The sequence below is a fragment of the Serratia sp. CY29653 genome (assembly GCF_052169255.1).
Taxonomy (GTDB): domain Bacteria; phylum Pseudomonadota; class Gammaproteobacteria; order Enterobacterales; family Enterobacteriaceae; genus Serratia; species Serratia sarumanii.
Genome location: NZ_JBJNLC010000003.1, coordinates 163,745 through 185,333, shown reverse-complemented (window position 1 = coordinate 185,333; position 21,589 = coordinate 163,745). Strand labels below are relative to the sequence as shown.

The following is a 21,589-nucleotide window of genomic DNA, read 5'->3' as shown; positions in this document are numbered from 1 at the left end:
AGAATTGTTTTAGCGGCATTGTCTTTAAGCACTGCCGCTTTTTTATGTTTATGTTAGTCGCAAATTTATGGGGTGAGCGAAGCACATGACGGACATGCATTCACTGTTTATTGCGTTTGTTCTTGGGGTTGTTGAGGGATTAACCGAATTTCTGCCGGTGTCTTCCACCGGGCATATGATCATCGTTGGCGAGTGGCTGGGCTTTACCGGCGACAAAGCCAAGACCTTTGAAGTCATCATCCAACTGGGGTCGATCCTGGCGGTGGTAGTGATGTTCTGGCGCCGGTTGTTCGGCCTGATCGGCATCCATTTCGGCGGCAAGCCGGTGGAGCACGAGGGCAAAACCCACGGCCGGCTGAAGCTGGGGCATATCCTGTTGGCGATGATCCCGGCGGTGGTGCTGGGGTTGATATTCCACGATGTCATTAAATCGCTGTTCGCGCCGAAAAACGTGATGTACGCGTTGGTGGTCGGCGGCCTGCTGTTGTTGACGGCGGAATGGCTGAAGCCGAAGAAGCCGCGTGCGGAAGGGCTGGATGACATCACCTACCGGCAGGCGTTTTTGATCGGTTGCTTCCAGTGCCTGGCGCTGTGGCCGGGCTTCTCCCGTTCGGGTTCCACTATCGCCGGCGGTATGCTGGTGGGCGTGAACCGCTATGCGGCGTCCGAGTTCTCCTTCATTTTGGCGGTGCCAATGATGATTGGTGCCAGCGGCCTGGATCTGTATAAGAGCCTGCACTTCCTGACTTGGGGCGACCTGCCGATGTTCGCCGTCGGTTTCGTTACTGCCTTCGTAGTGGCGCTGATTGCGATCAAAACCTTCCTGTCGCTGATCAAACGCATCTCGTTCGTGCCGTTCGCCATCTACCGCTTTATCGTGGCGGCCGTGGTTTACATGGTGTTCCTGTAAGCCCGATGCCAGGAAAAAACCCCGCTCTGCGGGGTTTTTTTATGCCTGATCGTTGAGGATGGTTTGATTGAGCTTCCAGTCGGCCAGCGCCTGCTGGCGACGGCGTTTGAGCTCGTCGCGGATCGCGGTGCCCTGCAGCCCGCTGGCTACCACTTCTTTAATAGATACCGCGTTCGCCACCTGATACGCCTGGCGCAGATAGTCGCCCTGCGGATAAGGATTCTCCTCAAAGCCGGTACGGCCGCGCGCATCCGCTTCGCTGGTCAGGATCATCTGCTCCAGCCGTTGCGGTTTGCGCCAGACGTCGATGGCGTCGAACAGCTTCAACAGGGTCTCCGGACGCAGCTTGTTCACGGTGTGGATCAAATCATGGTACTCGGCCACCAGCTTGCTCAAATCCCGTACCGGGTTGGGCACCCGCAGCCGCTGGCACAGCGCTTCGACCAGCCGCACGCCCGCCGGGCCGTGGCCGTGGTGATGCGGCCAGAACTCTTTCGGCGTCAACCCTTTGCCGAGATCGTGGCACAGGGTGGCGAAGCGCACGTCCACCTCCGGCGTGAGGCGGGCGGCAATCGCCAACGCCATCAGCGTGTGTACGCCGGTGTCGATCTCCGGGTGCCACTTGGCGGGAGCCGGCACGCCGAACAGCGCGTCGATTTCCGGGAACAGCACCGCCAGTGCACCGCAATCGTGCAGCACCTGAAAATAGACCTGCGGGCTCTGGCTTTGCAGCGCCTTTTCGGTTTCCTTCCAGACGCGTTCGGCGGTCAGCGCGGCCAGTTCACCGCTGTGCGCCATCTGGCGCATCAGGGCGAGCGTTTCGTCGGCGATGCGAAAACCCAGATGGGCGAAGCGGGCATTGAATCGCGCCACGCGCAGTACGCGCAGCGGATCTTCGCCGAACGCGTCGGAAACGTGGCGCAGCACGCGCGCCTGCAGATCGGCCACGCCGCCGTAAGGATCAATCAGCTCTCCTTCGGCGGAGCGGGCGATGGCGTTGATGGTCAGATCGCGCCGCAGCAGATCTTCTTCCAGCGTCACGTCCGGCGCGGCATAGCAGGTAAAACCGGTGTACCCCTGGCCGGATTTGCGCTCGGTGCGCGCCAGCGCGTACTCCTCGTGGGTGTCGGGGTTGAGGAACACCGGAAAATCTTTACCGACCTGCTGGTAGCCCAACGCCAGCAGCTCTGCCGGCGTAGCGCCCACCACCACCCAATCATGATCGACCACCGGAATATTGAGCAGGCTGTCGCGAACGGCGCCGCCGACCAGATAAATCTGCACTGTTGACTCCTGAATATCGTGTAAGGCTCTGTCTATCAGATTACATGAATTGGCCGCGGGATGTCGGCGCCAATGAAAAGGGCGCCCGCAGGCGCCCATACTCAAACTGAACGATACTGAGATCAGTTCATCCAGCGGTTGTTGTTCTTGCGGCGCGGGATCAGGTGCGGCAACAGCAGGCCCAGCAGCAAACCGACGCCGGCGACGCCGCCGCCGTACATGAACCACTGCAGGATAATGGTGCGCTGCTTGTCGTCGAGCTGCAGGTTAACGGCGTTGACCTTCTTCTGCGCAACCACCAGCTGGTTTTTCAGATCCTGGTTTTCCTTCTGCAGGCTGCTGATGGTGCTGTCGCTGCCCGCGACTTTTTCCTGCATTTCCGAGGTACGCTGGTTCCAGGTGTTGTCGATGTTGGCCAGCTTGTCGGTCAGGGTTTTCACCTGCTGTTCCAGCTCGGGCACGCGGGTGCGCAGGCTTGGCGTCTGGCTGAGCTGATCGAGCGGGATCCAGGTGGTGCGGCCTTTCGGATCGCGGATCTGGCCGTAGTTGGTGCTGTCGTTGACGCTCAGCAGGGTCACTTCTTCACCGGCGTTGAGAGTGCCGACAATACGGTACTGATTACCTGGGCCGCTATGGACGTAAGTGCTTAACTCATCGGAGATATAGCGTTTATCTTCGGCATGTGCGGCCCAAGTGATGCTGAAGCTCAGCGCGGCAAGGCAAATCAGTCGTAATTTCTGCATTAGTTCATCGTTTCTGGGTGAATTTATGGAACGATAGTAGAGGGTTCAGTCTGACGACGCAACGCCAAAACCGGAATGAGAACTATCTTACTGTGGCTGATTCTGTGAGTTGCGCAGTGTTTTATAACGTAACAGGTTTTTTCTACAGTTAGCAGGGTTAAGGTGCCGGGAATCGCGGTAAGATAACGGCAACTGTGCGTCAGTGGGCAGCATACGGCGGGCCGAACGCGCCGCGCTGAAACCGACGTGAATGCATAACTTATTGGTGTTAAAGAATTATGACCGTTGAAATTGAACTGAAATTCATCGCCGCGCCGCAAGCGGTGGCCGCTCTGCCACACTGGCTCGCCGCCTGGCCGCATCAGCATTCCGCGCCGCAAAAACTGACCAACATCTACTTCGAAACGGCCGACAACTTCCTGCGCCGTCATGACATGGGGCTGCGCATTCGCGGTTTCGACGATCGCTATGAGATGACCATCAAAACCGCCGGTAAAGTGGTGGGCGGCCTGCACCAGCGCCCGGAATACAATGTCGCTATCGCCGAGCCGCAGCTGGCGTTGGCGCAGTTTCCTGCCGACATTTGGCCGCAGGATTGCGATATCGCAGCGTTGCAGCAGGCGTTGCAACCGCTGTTCCGTACCGATTTCGTGCGTGAGAAGTGGGTGGTTACTTACGGCCAAAGCGAGATAGAGATTGGCCTGGATCAGGGCGAGGTGCGCGCCGGTGATCTCAGCGAAGCCTTGAGCGAGATCGAGCTGGAGCTGCTGAAAGGCAATACCGCCGATCTGCTGGCGTTGGCCGGTGAGCTGGCGGCGCACGACGGGCTGCGTCAGGGCAGCCTGAGCAAGGCGGCGCGCGGTTACCACCTGGCGCAGGGCAATCCGCCGCGTGAGGTGCGCCCGCTGCGGGTGCTGAAGCCGGCGGCGAAGGCGACCGTCGAACAGGGGATGATCGCCGCCTTCGAGCTGGCGCTGAGCCACTGGCAGTACCATGAAGAGCTGTGGCTGCGCGGCGACGCGCAGGCGCGCGCTTCGGTGATTGAGGCGGTCGGCACGATCCGCCAGGCGCTGGTGATCTTCGGCGGCCTGGTGCCGCGCAAGGCCAGCGCCGATCTGCGCGCCCGCCTGACCGAGCTCGAGCCGCTGTTGGCGGACAAAGCCGCGCAACCAGAGAGCCTGTGCTACAGCGCGGCCTACCTGCAATGTAAGTTGGCGCTCACATCATGGCTGGTGAGCGGCGCCTGGCGGCCGTTTATCGACGCCAAAGGGCAGGCCAAGCTGGACGGTTCTTTCAAACGCTTCAGCGACATCATGCTGGGGCGCAGCGGCGCGGAGTTGAAAGAGGCCTTCAGCCGTACGCTGAACGAAGATGAATATCAGGAACAATTGCCGCGCCTGACGCGTCAGATTTCGGCGCTGGTCCTGCTGTCGGGCGCTTACCCCGACGAGCAGACCGGGCCTTACATCGAGGCCTGGCGCGAACTGCAGGCGGCGCTGAGCGAGCGCCGTCAGGGCTGGTATGAAGCCAGCCGCAAACAGGCCTTATCGCATGCGCCATTCTGGTTAAACGGCGCGCTTCGTTAATCAAGCCGGCCCGCCAGCCGTGGGCCGCAGAACGGGTCATACACTATGTCGCCACTTTCAGCCGCGTTACAGGCTCAGGCACAGCAGGTTGTGCAGCGTTTTCAGGAAGTTCACGGCGCGGACAGCGCCTTTAGCGAGCAGGAGCAGTGGGTGCTGGCGTCGAGCGACTTCGTCAGCGACGCACTGCTCGCCCAGCCGGCCTGGCTGGCGACGCTGCGCGAACAGCCGCCGGCGCCCGGTGAGTGGCAACACTATGCCGCCTGGCTGCAGGACGAGCTGGAAGAGGTGCGCGATGAGGCGCAACTGATGCGCACGCTGCGTCTGTTTCGCCGTGAAACGCTGGTGCGCATTGCCTGGGCGCAGGCGCAGGGGCTGTGTTCGACCGAAGAAACGCTACTGCAGCTGAGCGGGCTGGCGGAGACGCTGATCGTCAGCGCGCGCGACTGGCTGTACCAAACCTGTTGCCGCGAGTGGGGCACGCCGTGCAACGCCGCCGGTGAACCGCAGCCGCTGCTGATCCTCGGCATGGGCAAGCTGGGCGGCGGCGAGCTGAATTTCTCGTCGGATATCGATCTGATCTTCGCCTACCCGGAAAACGGCCAGACCCAGGGCGGGCGGCGCGAGCTGGACAATGCCCAGTTCTTCACCCGCCTGGGCCAGCGGCTGATCAAGGCGCTGGATCAGCAGACCATCGACGGCTTCGTCTATCGCGTCGACATGCGGCTGCGGCCGTTCGGCGACAGCGGCCCATTGGTGATGAGCTTCGCGGCGCTGGAAGACTACTATCAGGAGCAGGGGCGCGACTGGGAGCGCTATGCGATGGTGAAGGCGCGCCTGATGGGCGGGGCGGAAGACGCCTACAGCCAGGAGCTGCGCAAAACGCTGCGGCCGTTCGTGTTCCGCCGCTATATCGATTTCAGCGTCATCCAGTCTTTGCGCAACATGAAGGGCATGATCGCCCGTGAAGTGCGGCGGCGCGGCCTGAAGGACAACATCAAGCTGGGCGCCGGCGGCATTCGCGAAATCGAATTCATCACCCAGGTATTTCAGCTGATCCGCGGCGGCCGTGAGCCGGCGCTGCAGGGGCGTTCGCTGCTGCCGACGCTGCAGGCGGTGGGTGAGCTGGGGCTGCTGGAGGCCGAGCAGGTGCGGGCGCTGAGCGCCGCCTACCTGTTCCTGCGGCGGCTGGAGAATCTGCTGCAGGCGATCGGCGATCAGCAAACCCAGACGCTGCCGCAGGATGCGCTCGACCAGGCGCGGCTGGCCTACGGCATGGGGCTGGCGGATTGGCCGGCGCTGATGGCGACGCTGGAGGTGCACATGCAGGCGGTGCGGGCGGTGTTCGACGATCTGATCGGCGACGATAGCCCGGATATCGGCGAAGATCCCGACTACCAGCACTATCACAGCCTGTGGCAGGACGCGCTGGAGGAAAACGAGCTGGCGCCGCTGACGCCGCACCTGGACGAAGAGGGGCGCCGACAGATGCTGCGCACCATCGCCGATTTCCGCCATGATGTCGACAAGCGCACCATCGGCCCGCGCGGCCGCGACGTGCTCGATCAGCTGATGCCGCGCCTGCTGGCGGAGGTGTGCCCGCGCCAGGACGCGCCGACCGCGCTGGTGCGGCTGGCGCAGCTGCTGCTCAGCATCGTCACCCGCACCACTTACCTCGAGCTGCTGGTGGAGTACCACGCGGCGCTCAGCCATCTGATCCGTCTGTGCGCCGCTTCGCCGATGGTTGCCAACCAGCTGTCGCGCTACCCGCTGTTGCTGGACGAACTGCTGGATCCGGCCACGCTGTATCAGCCGGTGGCGCTGGACGCCTACCGCAGCGAGCTGCGCCAGTACCTGCTGCGGGTGCCGGAAGACGACGAAGAGCAAAAGCTGGAGGCGCTGCGCCAGTTCAAACAGGCGCAGCAGCTGCGCATCGCCGCAGCGGATATCGCCGGCGCGCTGCCGGTGATGAAAGTGAGCGACCACCTGACTTATCTGGCGGAGGCGATCATCGACGCGGTGGTGCAACAGGCCTGGAGCGACATGGTGGCGCGCTACGGCCAGCCGACCCATCTGCAGGAGCGCGAAGGGCGCGGCTTTGCGGTGATCGGCTACGGCAAGCTGGGCGGCTGGGAGCTGGGTTACAGTTCCGATCTCGATCTGGTGTTCCTGCTGGATTGCCCGCCGGAGGTGATGACCGACGGCGATCGCTGCATCGACGGCCGCCAGTTCTACCTGCGGCTGGCGCAGCGGGTGATGCATCTGTTCAGCACCCGCACTTCCTCCGGCATTCTGTATGAGGTGGACGCGCGTCTGCGGCCTTCCGGCGCCGCGGGGATGCTGGTCAGCACCGTCGAGGCGTTCGCCGATTACCAGCAAAACGAAGCCTGGACCTGGGAGCATCAGGCTCTGGTGCGCGCGCGCATCGTGCACGGCGACCCGGCGCTGCACCAGCAGTTCGACGCGATTCGGCGCGAAATCCTGTGCAAAACGCGTGATGCGGAGACCCTGAAGCGCGAAGTGCGCGAGATGCGCGAAAAGATGCGCAACCATCTCGGCAACAAGCGGCGCGATCTGTTTGATATCAAAACCGATGAGGGCGGCATTACCGACATCGAATTTATCGCCCAATATCTGGTCTTACGCTATGCGCCGGGTGAACCGCGGCTGACGCGTTGGTCAGACAACGTGCGCATCTTCGAGCTGATGGCCAATTACGACATCATGCCGGAAGAGGAAGCGCGCGCGCTGACCCAGGCCTATGTCACCATGCGCGACGAGATCCACCATCTGGCGCTGCAGGAGCATTCCGGCAAGGTCGGCAGCGAGCTGTTCACCGCCGAGCGCGAGCAGGTGCGCGCCAGCTGGACCAAATGGCTGGATTAATACCTTTTTGCGGGTATTCCGGCGGTCTGTGGTAATATCTGCGCCACTAAAATTTTGTTCTTTTTTGGAGTTATCGGATGAAAGTTACGCTGCCTGATTTTCGCCGCGCCGGTGTGCTGGTGGTCGGTGACGTCATGTTGGATCGCTATTGGTATGGGCCGACCAGCCGCATTTCACCGGAAGCCCCGGTGCCGGTGGTCAAGGTCGACACCATCGAAGAGCGTCCCGGCGGCGCGGCTAACGTGGCGATGAACATCGCTTCGCTGGGCGCCAATTCCCGCCTGGTGGGCTTGACCGGCATCGACGATGCGGCGCGGGCGCTGAGCGCCAAGCTGAATGAAGTCAACGTGCGCTGCGACTTCGTCTCGGTGCCGACCCATCCGACCATCACCAAGCTGCGCGTGCTGTCGCGCAACCAGCAGCTGATCCGCCTCGACTTCGAAGAAGGCTTCTCCAACGTCGATCCGCAGCCGATGCTGGAGCGCATTCAGCAGGCGCTGCCGCAGATCGGCGCGCTGGTGCTGTCCGATTACGCCAAGGGCGCGCTCAGCCAGGTGCAGGGCATGATCCAACTGGCGCGCGCCGCCAAGGTGCCGGTGCTGATCGATCCGAAAGGCTCTGACTTCGAGCGCTATCGCGGCGCGACGCTGCTGACGCCGAACCTGTCCGAGTTCGAAGCGGTGGTGGGCCACTGCAAGGATGAGGCGGAACTGGTGGCGCGCGGCATGAAGCTGGTGGCGGATTTCGAGCTGTCGGCGCTGTTGGTCACCCGTTCCGAACACGGCATGACGCTGCTGCAGCCTGGCGTTGAGCCGCTGCACTTGCCGACCCAGGCGCAGGAAGTGTTCGATGTGACCGGCGCCGGCGACACCGTGATCGGCGTCTTGGCCGCTTCGCTGGCCGCCGGCAATTCGCTGGAAGAGTCCTGCTTCCTGGCCAACGCCGCCGCCGGCGTGGTGGTGGGTAAGCTCGGTACCTCTACCGTGTCGCCAATCGAGCTGGAAAACGCGGTGCGCGGCCGGGCCGAAACCGGCTTTGGCGTGATGACCGAAGCGCAGTTGAAACACGCCGTGGCGCAGGCGCGTCAGCGCGGCGAGAAAGTGGTGATGACCAACGGCATTTTCGACATTCTGCACGCCGGCCACGTCTCCTATCTGGCCAACGCCCGCAAGCTGGGCGACCGCCTGATCGTGGCGGTGAACAGCGACGCCTCGACCAAACGCCTGAAAGGGGAAAAACGCCCGGTCAACGCGCTGGAGAATCGCATGATCGTGCTGGGCGCGCTGGAAGCGGTGGATTGGGTGGTGCCGTTCGAAGAGGACACGCCGCAGCGCTTGATCGCCGACATTCTGCCGGATCTGCTGGTGAAAGGCGGCGATTACAAACCGGAAGAGATTGCCGGCAGTGCGGAAGTGTGGGCCAACGGCGGCGATGTCAAAGTGTTGAACTTTGAAGACGGGCTGTCGACCACCAACATCATCAAAGCGATCAAAGACGGGCGCGGCTAACGCCGGGCGACCGAAAGAACAGGGGCGCGCGGTTCAGGTGCGCGCCCTTGGCGGGAATTTATTCGTCTTCCTGCTTGGCGGCCGGCGCCGCGCTCAGCTTGCTTTCCAGCTCGGCCAGGCGCTGTTCCAACAGCGCCAGCTTCTCGCGGGTGCGCAACAGCACCTGAGTCTGCACGTCGAACTCTTCGCGGTTAACCAAATCCAGGCGGGTCAGCTGCGACTGCAGCACCTGACGGATTTTTTTCTCAACGTCTTCCCCGAATTCACGAACGCCTTTAGGCATGGACTCATGAACCTGGCGTGCGATTTGTTCGATTTTTTTCGGGTCAATCATGGCGTATCCCTTTCAGAGTTTAATTGCTGCCGCTTAGTGTAATGCGAGTTGCCCGCCGGATAAACACCATTAAGCGCATTCGCCGCGCGTGGCCGAATTGTGCTTTTGCCAATTGCCCTGTCTACCCATTAGCGTTATAGTCATCCTGCTTATTCTCAGGGCGGGGTGAAAGTCCCCACCGGCGGTAAATCACCTTCTACGGTGAAAGCCCGCGAGCGCTCAGCCAGCCTGTAAAGGCCGGTTAGAGGTCAGCAGATCCGGTGCAATTCCGGGGCCGACGGTTATAGTCCGGATGGGAGAGAGTAACGGTATCTGCCGGGCTTGCGCCCGCTTGCGTTATTTTTTTAGCTATTGCTAGCTACTCCTCAAGATCGCCCTGGTTCTGGTAATCCATAATTTTTAATGAGGTTTTTTACCATGAATCAGACGCTACTTTCAGACTTCGGCACGCCGACAGAACGCGTTGAACGCGCGATTGACGCACTGCGCAACGGGCGCGGCGTAATGGTGCTCGATGATGAAAACCGTGAAAACGAAGGTGACATGATCTTCGCCGCGGAAACCATGACCGTTGAGCAGATGGCGCTGACCATTCGCCACGGCAGCGGTATCGTGTGCCTGTGCATCACCGAAGAACGCCGTCAGCAGCTTGAGCTGCCGATGATGGTGACCAACAACTCCAGCCAATTCCAGACCGCCTTCACCGTGACCATCGAAGCGGCGCAGGGCGTGACCACCGGGGTTTCCGCTTCCGATCGCCTGACCACCATCCGTGCGGCGGTGGCAGACAGCGCCAAGCCGAGCGATCTGAACCGTCCGGGCCACGTGTTCCCGCTGCGCGCGCAGCCGGGCGGCGTGCTGAGCCGTCGCGGCCACACCGAGGCGACCATCGATCTGGTTTCCATGGCCGGTTTCAAACCTGCCGGCGTGCTGTGTGAACTGACCAACGACGATGGCAGCATGGCGCACGCGCCGGAAGTGATCGCCTTCGCCAAACAGCACGACATGGTGGTGCTGACCATCGAGGATCTGGTGGCCTACCGCCAGGCGCACGAGAAAAAGGCCAGCTGATAGCCGGTCGCTTTCAACGATAAAAAAAGCCGCGTAACGCGGCTTTTTTGTGGCTATCGTTCTGACAGGCGTTCGCCGATGCGGCTGGCGTAATTCATCACGTGGAAGGTGTAGTTCTCTTCCACCGTACCCTGGAACAGATGGGCCCAGGGGCCGATGGCGTAGATGCCGAGATCTTCCCCGCCGTGGGTCTCGCTTTTCAGCGGCACCAGCGCCGGCTGAATAAAGTCGGGCGCGGTGGCCTGTTCCATGGTCAATGTCGGGCGTTCGGTCAGCGGGATCGTGCCGCCGGGGCCATTGGCGAAGCCGACGGTGGTGTAAGGCTTGCCGTCGCTACCCAGCCGCGGTTTGCCGTCGACGCCGACGGAAATGCCGAGGATAGGATTACCCCGCTTGGCATAGCCGGCGATGGTCAACGTGTGGCTGTGATCGCCGGTCACGATCACCAGGGTTTCGTCCAGGTTGACCTTGTCGACAATGGTTTTCACCGCCTCGTTCAGGGCGACCGCGTCGCTCAGCGTACGGTAGGCGTTACCGTTGTGGCTACCGTGATCGATGCGTCCGCCCTCCACCAACAGCAGGTAGCCTTCGGGATTCCTGGCCAGAATATCGATGGCCTTGCCGGTCATTTCTGCCAGCGAAGGCTCTCCCGCCGCGTCTTGCCGCCGATCGTGCTCGAAGTTCATGTGCGACGGCTCGAACAGGGCCAGCAGATGATCGATCTTACCCGGTTCGATTTTGTCGAACTGCGCCTGATTCCAGACATATTGCCCACGCTCGCCATAGCGTTGTAGCCAGGCCTGCGTCAGATCGCGGCCATCCTTTCTGGCGCCTTTCTTGCCGGGGTATTCCGGATCGCTCACGCTATCGGGCAGGAAGTTGGCGCGCCCGCCGCCCATTGCCACGTTAAGGCCGTCGCCGTACTTCATTTCCACCAGCTGGCGCGCGATATCGCGGCAGCCTGCGGCCAGAGCCGCTGCCGGCATTTTGGCGTCGGATTCCCAATCGCGGTTGGCGATATGGGCATAGGTCGCGCCCGGCGTGGCGTGGGTGATGGTCGCGGTTGTCACGGCGCCGGTGGCCATGCCGAGCGTTGCGGCCATCTCCCACAGCGTGGTGACGGTCTTGGTTTGCTGATCCTCGCAATTGTTGAGGGTGGCCGTATGGTTGAGGCCCATCAGATCGTTGATGGTTTTGACGCCGGTGGTCATCGCCACCGCGCTGGGCGCGGAGTCGGTGATTTGGGCGTCGGCGGAGTAGGTTTTGGCCGCAGCCAGATAGGGGAAGGCCTCCCAGGCCAGCACGTTGGATTCGCCGTCCACGCCGCGCTGCTGCCCTTCAAAAATGCGGGCGGCGGTCACGGTGGAAAACCCCATGCCGTCGCCGACCACCAGAATGACGTTTTTGGCGCGGTTGGTGTTTGGCGTCTGTTTCAGCCGCTGTTGCAGCTGAGCTTGCGCCTGAAGGAAGTAAGGATCTTCGCGCTGCGTCAGCTGCGCGTTGTCCGCCGCGCCGGCGGTGGCCGTCCAGCCGGTGAGCAAGGATATGGAAAGCGCCAGGCGGGTTGCCAGTGTGAGTCTGAACATGAATTCCTCCTTGGTGAGACGTAATTCCCATCGCGCGGCGGGGTTGCCTGCTACCCGTCGGCAGAGGAGGAGTGTATAGATTGCGTTAACAAAAAATACATAAATTATTCACAAGTTAGATCTGTGTGGCAGTAATGTCATGGCATTCACTGATCTTATTAATCTATTGAAATATATTAATTTTTTATCTTTCTGTCTGCCGGTGCATTCCTCCGCTTTTAATTCAAATTTATTGAATATCTTCATCATGGTTATCCGGCTGTGTTGGCGCGGCAAAGCGCGTAATGTAGCGGCATAGCACAATTTGAACTAAGGATCTCTCTATGAACACCTCTCGTATGCCAGCACTGTTTCTTGGCCACGGTAGCCCGATGAACGTGCTTGAAGACAACCGCTACACCCGGGCATGGCGTGCGTTGGGTGAGTCATTGCCGCGCCCGAAGGCGATCGTGGCGGTTTCCGCGCATTGGTATACCCGCGGCACTGCGGTCACCGCGATGGAAAAACCCAAAACCATTCACGACTTCGGCGGGTTTCCGCAGGCGCTGTTTGATACCCGTTATCCGGCGCCGGGCTCTCCCGCGCTGGCTGCGCAGCTGCAGCAAGTGTTGGCGCCGGTGCCGGTGACGGCCGATCTCGGCGAGTGGGGGTTGGATCACGGAACCTGGGGCGTCTTGATCAAGATGTACCCCAATGCTGACATCCCGGTGGTGCAGCTCAGCGTCGACGGCACGCAGCCGGCGGCCTATCACTATGAGCTGGGGCGCAAACTGGCGGCGCTGCGCGATGAGGGGGTGATGATCGTCGCCAGCGGCAACGTGGTGCACAACCTGCGCATGGTGAAATGGCAGGGCGATACCAGCGCCTACCCGTGGGCGGAATCGTTCAATAACTTTGTCCGGGATAACCTGCGTTATCGGGGTGAAAACCATCCGCTGGTGGATTTCATGCGCCATGAGGGGGCGGCGCTGTCGAATCCGACGCCGGAACACTATCTGCCGTTGCTGTACGTGCTTGGCGGCTGGGATGGCAAAGAAGCCATCAGCGTGCCGATCGACGGTATCGAAATGGGAGCGCTGAGCATGCTGTCGGTGCAGGTGGGCTAAAGAAAAAACGCCAGTCAGAGACTGGCGTTTTGGTCTCGGCGGGGCTATCAGCCGAGGATGGTGTGCGGATAGAAGCGCGACAGATCCTGCGTGATCAGTTCGCGATCTTCGCGCAGGCCAATGCCGCAAGGTTGATCGTTCACCAGCCAGCTGCCGATCAGCGTGTAGCTGTCTTCGAACTTCGGCAGCGGATGGAACTGCTGCACGATCATGCCCTCTTCGCCGTATGGCCCATCGACGCGCGCCACTTCCTGACCGTTTTCGACGATCTGAATGTTCGCGCCTTCGCGTGAGAACAGCGGCTTGGTGACGTAATGATCCATCGGCGGATGATCGTCTTGCGCGAAATAAGCCGGCAACAGATTCGGGTGGTTCGGGAACATTTCCCACAGCAGCGGCAGCAGCGCCTTGTTGGAGATGATGCTCTTCCAGGCCGGTTCCAGCCAGCGCACGCCGGCGTCTTCGAGCTTGGTGGAGAACATCTCGCGCAGCATGAATTCCCACGGGTAGAGCTTGAACAGGTTGCCGATCACCTGATCCTGCAGATCGGTAAACTGGCCTTTCTCGCCGAGGCCAATCTCTTCCATGAACAGGAACTCGGTCGGCAGACCGGCTTCCTGCGCGCAGTCCTGCAGATATTGCACCGTGCCGCGATCTTCTTCGCTGTCCTGGCAGCACGCCAGGTGCAACAGGCCGAAGCCGTGATGCGCTTTCAGTTCGGCGAAACGCTCGATCAGCTTCTCCTGCAGGCTGTTGTACTGATCCGATTCCGGATCCAACTTGCCGGCGTTGATCTGGTCTTCCAGCCACAGCCACTGGAAAAAGGCCGCCTCATACAGCGAGGTTGGCGTATCGGCGTTGTTCTCCAGCAGCTTCGGCGGGTTGACGCCGTCATAGGCCAGATCGAGACGCGAATACAGCGACGGCTGATTGGTGCGCCAGGAGCTGCGTACGAACTCCCAAGTGTGTTTCGGGATGCAGAACTTGGCCATCAGCTCGTCGCTGCCGACCACTTTTTCCACCACCTGCAGGCACATCTGGTGCAGCTCGGCGGTGGCGCTTTCGATCTCTTCAATCTGCGCCAGCGTGAACTGGTAATAGGCGTCTTCACACCAGTACGGCTCGCCGTACATGGTGTGGAAACGGAAACCGAACTCGGTCGCTTTTTCACGCCAGTCCGGGCGCTCGGTAATAGCAATACGTTTCATGCATCAACCGCCCATGCTGCGAGAGCCGGAGTTGGAGGTGGCGCTGCTGCGCTGCATGCTGGTCTGCTTGGCTACGGTCTCGCCGAAACCGCCGCGGGTCACGGTGTTGGTGACCGCAGGCTTCGGCGCCATGGCGGTTTTCGGCACCGTCATGGTGCGGCCGCCGGCGGTGGCCGGGCCGTAGCTCTTGCCGCTGGCGTCGACAAACTTGCCGTTCGCCGGGCTGGCGGCGTTCTTGGAGGTGAACAGCGGCTGCTGCGCGAAGCCGGAGCCGCCCATCAGGCGGCCCATCATGTAACCCGCCATCAGCGGCATCCAGAAGCTGCCGCTGCTTTGCGATTCCGCCGCCATGCCGGCCTGTGCCGGTGCCTGGGTGCACTGCGCTTCGCCGAACTCGGCGACGCAGTCTTCGCGGGTGGCGTATTTCGGCGCGGTTTTCGCCGCTTCTTGCAGGGCGTTGTTGTAGGAGGTGGTGCACTGCTCGCTCATCGAAGGATTGGCGCGCGAACAGTCATCGGCATTCTGATACAGGGAGACCGTTTCATCGCTCTTCTCGCAGCCGGCCAGCATAAAGACGGCGCTGATCGCCAAAGCCACGGGCGCGACACGGTAGCTGCGCCAGGATTTGCGGAACGTCTCTTGGTTGATGTTTTTTGTCCGTTTCATCGTTATCAATCCCATCATGCGGGCTGTTTTCGCCCTTTCCCAGTAGTGGCGCTAAGGATAGGGGAAACATGGTCAAAATTAAAGCTGAAACGCCCGCAGAATCGACTCTTTACGCAGTTATACGTTGGGGTGTGCGCCAGTTCGCTTTCGCGGCGAAAAAACGCGCGTTGGCGTTTCATCATGAAACGTTGTCGCTATGATGATGTTCCATAATGGAACAAAAATCGCGAAGCTCGCCAGGCGGGCGGCGGGCGCTCATAGTCGAAGCACAACAACAAGCCGGCGGCGAAGTCGGCGCGTCATCACCTGATATCTGAACGTTACCATCGCCAACTCCCTACAAGGATCCGGTTATGTTGAGAATCATCCAGTCACCAGGCAAATATATTCAGGGCGCCAATGCGCTGGCCGCCGTCGGCGAATACGCCAAATCCCTCGCCGATCACTATCTGGTGATCGCCGACGACTTCGTGATGCAGCTGGCGGGCGACACCCTAATGGGCAGCCTGCAGCAGCACGGCGTGAAACATCATGCGGCCCGCTTCAACGGCGAATGCTGCCGCAAGGAGATAGACCGGCTCGGGCATGAGCTGCAGGCTCACGGCTGCCGCGGCGTGATCGGCGTCGGCGGCGGCAAGACGCTCGACACCGCCAAGGCCGTGGCGCACTACCAACAGCTGCCGGTGGTGCTCATTCCCACTATCGCCTCCACCGATGCGCCGACCAGCGCGCTGTCGGTTCTCTACACCGAACAGGGCGAATTCGCCGAGTACCTGATTTACCCGCGCAACCCGGACATGGTGGTGATGGACAGCGCCATCATCGCCAAAGCGCCGGTGCGTCTGCTGGTGGCCGGCATGGGCGACGCACTTTCCACCTATTTCGAGGCGCAGGCCTGCTTCGACGCCCAGGCCACCAGCATGGCCGGCGGCAAATCGACGCTGGCGGCGCTCAGCCTGGCGCGGCTGTGTTATGACACGCTGCTGGCGGAAGGGGTGAAAGCCAAACTGGCGGTCGAGGCCGGCGTGGTGACGGAAGCGGTGGAACGCATCATTGAGGCCAATACCTATCTGAGCGGCATCGGCTTCGAGAGCAGTGGGCTGGCGGCGGCGCACGCCATTCACAACGGTTTTACCGTGCTCGAAGAGTGCCACCACCTGTATCACGGTGAGAAAGTGGCGTTCGGCACCCTGGCGCAGCTGGTGCTGCAGAACAGCCCGATGGCGCAGATTGAAACCGTGCTGGCGTTTTGTCATGGCATCGGCCTGCCGATCTCACTGGCGCAGATGGGCGTCACCGGCGATGCGGCGGCGAAGATGATGGCGGTGGCCGAAGCCAGCTGCGCCGCCGGCGAAACCATTCACAACATGCCGTTCAAGGTTACTCCCGCGGGCGTGCAGGCGGCGATCCTGACGGCGGATCGGCTGGGCGCCGCCTGGCTGCAGCATCATTGATATCGTTGGGGCGCGGTGCGCCGCGCCCCTGTTCTTACAGAGGAAACCATCGTGAAAAAACTGATTAATCAGGTCGAGTCGGTGTTGGAAGAGCAGTTGCAGGGGCTGGCGGAGGCCCATCCCGAGTTGCTGGTGCACGCGGATCCGCTGTTCGTGACCCGCGCCGATGCGCCGGTGGCGGGCAAGGTGGCGATCCTGTCCGGCGGCGGCAGCGGCCACGAGCCGATGCACTGCGGTTTCGTCGGCGAAGGGATGCTCGACGGCGCCTGTCCGGGCGAGATTTTCACCTCGCCGACGCCGGATAAAATGTACGAGTGCGGCCAGGCGATCGACGGCGGCGCCGGGGTGCTGCTGCTGATCAAGAACTACACCGGCGACGTGCTCAACTTCGAAACCGCCACCGAGCTGCTGCACGACAGCGGTGTCGCGGTGGCGACGGTGCTGGTGGATGACGACGTGGCGGTCAAAGACAGCCTGTTTACCGCCGGGCGGCGCGGGGTGGCCAACACCGTGCTGATGGAGAAACTGCTGGGCGCCGCCGCGGCGCGCGGCGACGATCTGGACAGCGTGGTGACGTTAGGGCATCGCATCAATAACCACGGGCATTCGATCGGCATCGCGCTGGGCGCTTGTACCGTGCCGGCCGCCGGCAAACCGTCGTTCACCCTGGCGGAGAACGAAATGGAGTTCGGCGTCGGCATTCACGGCGAGCCGGGCATTGCGCGCCGCCCGTTCACCACGCTGAACGCGGCGGTGGACGACATGTTCCATACGCTGATCGACCACGGCCACTATCAGCGCACGATCCGCGTCTGGGATCGTCAGCAGGGCGAGTGGCGCGACGAGATGCAGACCAAGCAGCCGCTGACGCGCGGCGATCGGGCCATCGCGCTGGTCAACAACCTGGGCGCCACGCCGCTGTCTGAGCTGTACGGCGTATACCATCGGCTGGCGGAGCGCTGCGCCGAGGCGGGCATCATCATTGAGCGCAATCTGGTGGGCTCTTACTGCACTTCGCTCGATATGCAGGGCGTGTCCATCACGCTGTTGAACGTGGACGACGAGCTGTTGTCCTTGTGGGATGCGCCGGTGAAAACGCCTGCGCTGCGTTGGGGTTGCTGAGGAGGAATCATGGCGTTGACCAAACAACAGGTTGTCGATTGGCTGATGCGTTGCGGCGAGGTATTCAGCCGGGAGCGCGATTTTCTGACCCGGCTGGACACCGAGATCGGCGATGCCGACCACGGTTTGAACATGAATCGCGGTTTCAACAAGGTGGTGGAAAAGCTGCCGTCGGTGGCGGACAAGGACATCGGCTTCATCCTGAAAAACACCGGCATGACGCTGCTGTCGAGCGTGGGCGGCGCCAGCGGCCCGCTGTTCGGCACCTTCTTCATCCGCGCGGCGCAGGCGGCGAACGCCAAGCAAAGCCTGGATCTGGCGGAGCTGCATCAAATGATGCAAGAGGGGGTTGAAGGCGTGGTGATGCGCGGTAAGGCGGAGCCGGGCGACAAGACCATGTGCGACGTCTGGTGGCCGGTAGTGGAAAGCCTCGGGCAGTCCGCGCAGCAGAACCTGAGCGTGGCGGAGGCGTTGCAGCGCGCCGCCGACAGCGCCGAGCGGGCGGTGGAGAGCACCATTACCATGCAGGCGCGCAAGGGGCGGGCCAGTTACCTGGGCGAGCGCAGCATCGGCCACCAGGATCCCGGTGCCACTTCGGTGATGTTGATGATGAAAACGCTGGCCGAGGTCGCCGGCAGCTAGCAGGAGGCGAGATGATTAATATCGTGGTGGTTTCGCACAGCGCGTTGCTGGCGCGCGGCGTTGAGCAACTGGCGCGGCAGATGATGCGCGGCGACGGCTGCAAACTGGCGCTGGCGGCGGGCGTGGATGACGAGCAGCACCCGATCGGCACGGACGCCGTCAAAGTGATGGAGGCGATCGAAGCGGTCGCCGACGGCGACGGCGTTCTGGTGCTGATGGATCTGGGCAGCGCGCTGCTCAGCGCCGAAACCGCGCTCGATCTGCTGGATCCGGACGTGGCTGTCAAAGTGCGGCTGTGTGCAGCGCCGCTGGTCGAAGGCACGCTGGCGGCGGTGGTGGCCGCCAACTCTGGTGCCGCGCTGGAGCAGGTGGTGGCGGAGGCGCAGGGCGCGCTGCAGGCCAAACAGGCGCAGCTGGGCGAAGGCTCGCCGGCCGCAAAAAGCGCGGCCTTGCCGCTGGCGCAGGGCAAAAGCGCAACCTGGACGGTGCAGAACCCGCATGGGCTGCATGCGCGCCCGGCGGCGCGGCTGGTCGAGACGCTGGCGCCGTTCAAGGCTGAGCTGGTGCTGGAAAAGCAGGGGCAGTGCATCGATCCGCGCAGCCTCAATCAGCTGGCGCTGCTGCAGGTGCGCCACGGCGACACCATTCGCCTGATCGCCGACGGCGCGCAGGCAGACGAAGCGCTGGCGGCGTTTAAAGCGCTGGCGGAACAGCATTTCGGCGAGACGGTTTCCGAGCGGCGGCAGCCTTCGCTGCATGGCATTCCGGTGGCGGAAAGCGTCACCAGCGGGCCGGTGTTCCAGGCCCACAGCTTCTGGCCGCCAACCGTCGATCGACGAATCGGCGCGGACGAGGTGTTGGGCGAACAGCAACGCCTGCGTGAGGCGCTACAGCGCACGCTGAGCGATCTGAACCGGCTGGCAGAGCGCACCGGCACGCTGATCGGCAAGCCGCAGGCGGCGATCTTCGGCGCCCACAGCATGCTGCTGGACGATCCGGATCTGCAGCAGGCGGCGTACACCCGCATCGCGCAGCAGTTGTGCAACGCCGAGCAGGCCTGGCGACAGGTGCTGGAGGCGATCGCCGAAGAGTACCGCGAGCTGGATGACGACTACATGCGGGCGCGCGAACTGGACGTGCGCGACATGCTGCGCCGCACGCTGTGCCATCTGCAGGGGCTGCCGTTACCGACGATTGCGCTGGCAGAGCCGTCGATACTGGTGATGGACGAACTGATGCCTTCGGAGGTGGTGATGCTCGACAGGCGGCTGGTGCTCGGCATCTGCCTGAGCGGCGGCAATGCCCTGTCGCACAGCGCCATTCTGGCGAAGGCGATGGGCATGCCGATGGTGGTCGGCATGCAGGATTGCCTGAGCAAAACCCGCAGCGGGCAGAAGGCGATGCTGGACGCCGCGCGCGGGGTGTTGCAGCTCAGCCACTAGGCGTTCAGGCGCGCAGCTTGAACTGGCGGATGTCGATCCCGTGCTGTTTGATCTTCCGCCACAGGGTGGTGCGGCCGATGCCCAACAGCTGCGCCATTTCCGTCAGCTGGCCGCGGCTGACGGTCGCCGCGCGCAGGATCGCCTGGCGCTCCATGTCCGTCAGCGTCAGCAGCGGCGCGCCGGGCTGCGGATCGCTTTCCAGCAGTGACGGCTGGCCGAGCAGGTGCGCCGGCAGGTCCGCCAGCTGGATGTGGTGGCCGTGGCAGATCATCGCCGCGCGCTCCACCACCCCTTTCAGTTCCAAATCGTTGCCCGGCCACAGGTAGAGCGCCAGCTGGGCCATCACTTCGTCATCCACCCGAAAGCGACACTGAAAATGCTGCTCCAGCGCGCGCAGATGGTGTTTGACCAGCAGCGGAATATCGCTCAGCCGCTGGCGCAGCGGCGGGATCTGGATCTCGAAGGCTTGCAGGCTGTAAAACAGCTGGCGGCGGAAGCGGTTTTGCTGCACCAGCAGCGGCAGATCGGCGGCGCTGCCGGCGATGACTCGGACATCGACCGGGATCACCCGGCTGGAATTGAGGCGGATCACCACGCCGGTTTTCAGCACCTGCAGCAACGCCGACTGCATCTCCGCCGGCAGGTATTCGATCTGTTCGAGGTACAGCGTGCCGCCGTTGGCCAATTCGAATTTGCTGAGCTGGCCCGCCTCTTCTTCGCTGGCGTCGCTGCCCAGCAGCTCACGCAGCCCCTGCGCCTGCGGCAACAGCTGGCAGTTGAGGGCGATATACGGCCCGGCGGCGCGTTCGCCGGCGTTGTGGATAGCCTGGCTGAGCCGCTCTTTGCCAACCCCTTCCTCCCCGCGCAGCAGGATTGGATGCTGGCCCTTGGCCGCCTGCTGCCCGTAACGGATCAGCCGCCGCATCTCCAGCGAGGCGGAGGGCATTTGCTCGAAGCTGTGGCTGACGCGCCCCAGCTGGCTGCTGACATACTGGCGCAGCCGCTCGAGCGGGTGCAGCAGGGCGATGAAACTGCAGCGATCGCCGTCGAAAATCGGCTTTAGCGTCAGCAGGGCGGCGATAAACTGCCGCTGGCTTTCGAAGGTGACTTCGACGTGTTGCAGCGGCTGCCGGTCGGCGATAGCGCGCTTGAGCAGGGCGGGCAGCGTCAGCAGCTGCGCCAGCGGTTTGCCCTGGCTCTGCTGCTCGTCCAGCTTCAGCAGGGCGGCGGCGCGCTGGTTGATGTATTGCAGATAGCCGCGGTGATCCCAGGCCATCACGCCGTCGTCCACGCCGTCCAGCAGGCCGTAAAGCTGATTCAGATGGCGGTTGGACTCCGCCAGCAGGCCGTCGGCGTTCAGCGAGTTGCCGATTTCGCGGGCGATGGCCAGCGTCAGCGACAGATCGCCGGCGGCGCAGTCGGCCAACAGACAGCCCAGCGCGATCGAACCGCGCTGGCGGCCGCTGTTGTCGTAGACCGGCGTAGCGCAGAACGACCAGCCGTGCAGCGCCCGGCGCACGTGCTCCCCGCCGCTCACCCGCACCGGGTGGCCTTCCGTTGCTGCCAGCGTCGGGGCGTTGGTGCCGATCTGCCCTTCGGCCCAGTAAGCGCCGGGGGCGAACCCCAGTTGCTGTAAATGTTCCCAGGTTTGGGCGTCGCCGCAGCGCCACAGCATGCAGCCGCTCTCGTCGAGGATCATCAACAGACAACGACGTGGCTCCATGTACTCGCAGGCGTCTTCCAGCGCCGCCTGGCCGAGCGTCAGCAGATCGTTCTTGCGGCGGCAAATCGATTCGAAGGTGGCGCCCTGAGCGCGGTGCGGTGCTTGCCAGACGTCGGGCTGCATCAGGCTGCGGCAGCGCAGCCAGGAGGCGTAAACCGCCTGTGCCGGGCGCAGCGGCGGCGGCAGTTCGCCGTCGTTAATCAGCCGTTGCCAGCGTGAATCGTTGTCCATCGAACCTCATCCAGACTGCGAAAACGAGAGTGACGATGATACCACCTGACGTGGCGGCGGCTGTGAGACGGCGGGCAGAAGTGGTGAAAT

17 protein-coding genes and 1 riboswitch are annotated in these 21,589 nt (G+C 62.5%); of the genes, 10 read left to right on the top strand and 7 right to left on the bottom strand.

Annotated features, from left to right (window positions below):
- The first annotated feature begins 85 nt into the window (after nucleotides 1-85).
- Nucleotides 86-910, top strand: a complete 825-nt coding sequence (bacA, locus tag ACJ8HN_RS17130; RefSeq protein ID WP_041036750.1) for an undecaprenyl-diphosphate phosphatase — start codon at nucleotides 86-88, stop codon at nucleotides 908-910.
- A gap of 39 nt (nucleotides 911-949) precedes the next feature.
- Here bacA and ACJ8HN_RS17125 read toward each other — a convergent pair whose 3' ends face one another.
- Nucleotides 950-2,194, bottom strand: a complete 1,245-nt coding sequence (locus tag ACJ8HN_RS17125; protein ID WP_442523735.1) for a multifunctional CCA addition/repair protein — start codon at nucleotides 2,192-2,194, stop codon at nucleotides 950-952.
- Between the two features lie 122 nt (nucleotides 2,195-2,316).
- Nucleotides 2,317-2,937, bottom strand: coding sequence for a TIGR04211 family SH3 domain-containing protein (locus tag ACJ8HN_RS17120; RefSeq protein WP_019453078.1), 621 nt, complete (start codon nucleotides 2,935-2,937; stop codon nucleotides 2,317-2,319).
- Nucleotides 2,938-3,215: 278 nt separating this feature from the next.
- Here ACJ8HN_RS17120 and ACJ8HN_RS17115 point away from each other — a divergent pair, with 278 nt between their 5' ends.
- From ACJ8HN_RS17115 to hldE, 3 genes are all read left to right on the top strand, one after another.
- Entirely contained in the window at nucleotides 3,216-4,523 is a 1,308-nt protein-coding gene (locus tag ACJ8HN_RS17115; RefSeq protein ID WP_039569348.1) for a CYTH domain-containing protein, read from the top strand.
- Nucleotides 4,524-4,568: 45 nt separating this feature from the next.
- The gene (glnE, locus tag ACJ8HN_RS17110; protein ID WP_442523734.1) at nucleotides 4,569-7,406 is read left to right on the top strand and encodes a bifunctional [glutamate--ammonia ligase]-adenylyl-L-tyrosine phosphorylase/[glutamate--ammonia-ligase] adenylyltransferase; all 2,838 of its coding nucleotides are present in this window, start codon (nucleotides 4,569-4,571) and stop codon (nucleotides 7,404-7,406) included.
- A 77-nt stretch (nucleotides 7,407-7,483) separates the two neighbouring features.
- The gene (gene hldE, locus ACJ8HN_RS17105) at nucleotides 7,484-8,914 is read left to right on the top strand and encodes a bifunctional D-glycero-beta-D-manno-heptose-7-phosphate kinase/D-glycero-beta-D-manno-heptose 1-phosphate adenylyltransferase HldE (protein WP_442523733.1); all 1,431 of its coding nucleotides are present in this window, start codon (nucleotides 7,484-7,486) and stop codon (nucleotides 8,912-8,914) included.
- Nucleotides 8,915-8,972: 58 nt separating this feature from the next.
- Here hldE and ubiK read toward each other — a convergent pair whose 3' ends face one another.
- Complete coding sequence (ubiK, locus tag ACJ8HN_RS17100) at nucleotides 8,973-9,248, bottom strand: ubiquinone biosynthesis accessory factor UbiK (protein ID WP_033654817.1); 276 nt, start codon at nucleotides 9,246-9,248, stop codon at nucleotides 8,973-8,975.
- 147 nt (nucleotides 9,249-9,395) lie between these two features.
- A riboswitch (FMN riboswitch) is annotated at nucleotides 9,396-9,556 on the top strand.
- 109 nt (nucleotides 9,557-9,665) lie between these two features.
- Between ubiK and ribB the strand changes: the two genes are divergently transcribed.
- Nucleotides 9,666-10,319, top strand: coding sequence for a 3,4-dihydroxy-2-butanone-4-phosphate synthase (gene ribB / locus ACJ8HN_RS17095; RefSeq protein ID WP_033636071.1), 654 nt, complete (start codon nucleotides 9,666-9,668; stop codon nucleotides 10,317-10,319).
- Nucleotides 10,320-10,372: 53 nt separating this feature from the next.
- On the opposite strand, the gene ACJ8HN_RS17090 is transcribed toward ribB, so the two are convergent.
- Complete coding sequence (locus ACJ8HN_RS17090; protein WP_442523732.1) at nucleotides 10,373-11,905, bottom strand: alkaline phosphatase; 1,533 nt, start codon at nucleotides 11,903-11,905, stop codon at nucleotides 10,373-10,375.
- Nucleotides 11,906-12,228: 323 nt separating this feature from the next.
- Between ACJ8HN_RS17090 and ygiD the strand changes: the two genes are divergently transcribed.
- Complete coding sequence (gene ygiD / locus ACJ8HN_RS17085; RefSeq protein ID WP_197841052.1) at nucleotides 12,229-13,011, top strand: 4,5-DOPA dioxygenase extradiol; 783 nt, start codon at nucleotides 12,229-12,231, stop codon at nucleotides 13,009-13,011.
- A gap of 47 nt (nucleotides 13,012-13,058) precedes the next feature.
- On the opposite strand, the gene ACJ8HN_RS17080 is transcribed toward ygiD, so the two are convergent.
- Nucleotides 13,059-14,219: a glutathionylspermidine synthase family protein gene (locus ACJ8HN_RS17080; protein ID WP_033649062.1), complete on the bottom strand. Its 1,161-nt coding sequence runs from the start codon at nucleotides 14,217-14,219 to the stop codon at nucleotides 13,059-13,061.
- A 3-nt stretch (nucleotides 14,220-14,222) separates the two neighbouring features.
- On the bottom strand, nucleotides 14,223-14,885 hold the full coding sequence (locus ACJ8HN_RS17075; protein ID WP_025304315.1) for a DUF1190 family protein: 663 nt from the start codon (nucleotides 14,883-14,885) through the stop codon (nucleotides 14,223-14,225).
- Nucleotides 14,886-15,238: 353 nt separating this feature from the next.
- On the opposite strand from ACJ8HN_RS17075, the gene ACJ8HN_RS17070 reads away from it, so the two are divergent.
- Genes ACJ8HN_RS17070 through dhaM form a run of 4 tightly spaced genes read left to right on the top strand, consistent with a single transcriptional unit; the run spans nucleotide 15,239 to nucleotide 19,545 of the window.
- A complete protein-coding gene (locus ACJ8HN_RS17070) occupies nucleotides 15,239-16,339 on the top strand; it encodes a glycerol dehydrogenase (protein ID WP_103799150.1) in 1,101 nt (366 codons plus the stop codon).
- Between the two features lie 51 nt (nucleotides 16,340-16,390).
- On the top strand, nucleotides 16,391-17,461 hold the full coding sequence (gene dhaK, locus ACJ8HN_RS17065; protein WP_033649064.1) for a dihydroxyacetone kinase subunit DhaK: 1,071 nt from the start codon (nucleotides 16,391-16,393) through the stop codon (nucleotides 17,459-17,461).
- A 9-nt stretch (nucleotides 17,462-17,470) separates the two neighbouring features.
- Nucleotides 17,471-18,103 (top strand): dihydroxyacetone kinase subunit DhaL, encoded by a 633-nt coding sequence (dhaL, locus tag ACJ8HN_RS17060; protein ID WP_033636066.1) that lies wholly within the window; start codon nucleotides 17,471-17,473, stop codon nucleotides 18,101-18,103.
- An 11-nt stretch (nucleotides 18,104-18,114) separates the two neighbouring features.
- Nucleotides 18,115-19,545, top strand: a complete 1,431-nt coding sequence (dhaM, locus tag ACJ8HN_RS17055) for a dihydroxyacetone kinase phosphoryl donor subunit DhaM (RefSeq protein WP_442523731.1) — start codon at nucleotides 18,115-18,117, stop codon at nucleotides 19,543-19,545.
- 4 nt (nucleotides 19,546-19,549) lie between these two features.
- Here dhaM and dhaR read toward each other — a convergent pair whose 3' ends face one another.
- Entirely contained in the window at nucleotides 19,550-21,499 is a 1,950-nt protein-coding gene (dhaR, locus tag ACJ8HN_RS17050; RefSeq protein ID WP_442523730.1) for a dihydroxyacetone kinase operon transcriptional regulator DhaR, read from the bottom strand.
- Between the last annotated feature and the right edge of the window lie 90 nt (nucleotides 21,500-21,589).

Bases quoted from the DNA above. Each gene is read 5' to 3' on its own strand.
- ACJ8HN_RS17120 (WP_019453078.1), bottom strand. From the start codon at position 2,937: ATGCAGAAATTACGACTGATTTGCCTTGCCGCGCTGAGCTTCAGCATC.
- ribB (WP_033636071.1), top strand. From the start codon at position 9,666: ATGAATCAGACGCTACTTTCAGACTTCGGCACGCCGACAGAACGCGTT.
- ubiK (WP_033654817.1), bottom strand. From the start codon at position 9,248: ATGATTGACCCGAAAAAAATCGAACAAATCGCACGCCAGGTTCATGAG.
- hldE (WP_442523733.1), top strand. From the start codon at position 7,484: ATGAAAGTTACGCTGCCTGATTTTCGCCGCGCCGGTGTGCTGGTGGTC.
- bacA (WP_041036750.1), top strand. From the start codon at position 86: ATGACGGACATGCATTCACTGTTTATTGCGTTTGTTCTTGGGGTTGTT.
- ygiD (WP_197841052.1), top strand. From the start codon at position 12,229: ATGAACACCTCTCGTATGCCAGCACTGTTTCTTGGCCACGGTAGCCCG.
- ACJ8HN_RS17090 (WP_442523732.1), bottom strand. From the start codon at position 11,905: ATGTTCAGACTCACACTGGCAACCCGCCTGGCGCTTTCCATATCCTTG.
- ACJ8HN_RS17115 (WP_039569348.1), top strand. From the start codon at position 3,216: ATGACCGTTGAAATTGAACTGAAATTCATCGCCGCGCCGCAAGCGGTG.
- dhaR (WP_442523730.1), bottom strand. From the start codon at position 21,499: ATGGACAACGATTCACGCTGGCAACGGCTGATTAACGACGGCGAACTG.
- ACJ8HN_RS17075 (WP_025304315.1), bottom strand. From the start codon at position 14,885: ATGAAACGGACAAAAAACATCAACCAAGAGACGTTCCGCAAATCCTGG.
- dhaM (WP_442523731.1), top strand. From the start codon at position 18,115: ATGATTAATATCGTGGTGGTTTCGCACAGCGCGTTGCTGGCGCGCGGC.
- glnE (WP_442523734.1), top strand. From the start codon at position 4,569: ATGTCGCCACTTTCAGCCGCGTTACAGGCTCAGGCACAGCAGGTTGTG.
- ACJ8HN_RS17080 (WP_033649062.1), bottom strand. From the start codon at position 14,219: ATGAAACGTATTGCTATTACCGAGCGCCCGGACTGGCGTGAAAAAGCG.
- ACJ8HN_RS17070 (WP_103799150.1), top strand. From the start codon at position 15,239: ATGTTGAGAATCATCCAGTCACCAGGCAAATATATTCAGGGCGCCAAT.
- dhaL (WP_033636066.1), top strand. From the start codon at position 17,471: ATGGCGTTGACCAAACAACAGGTTGTCGATTGGCTGATGCGTTGCGGC.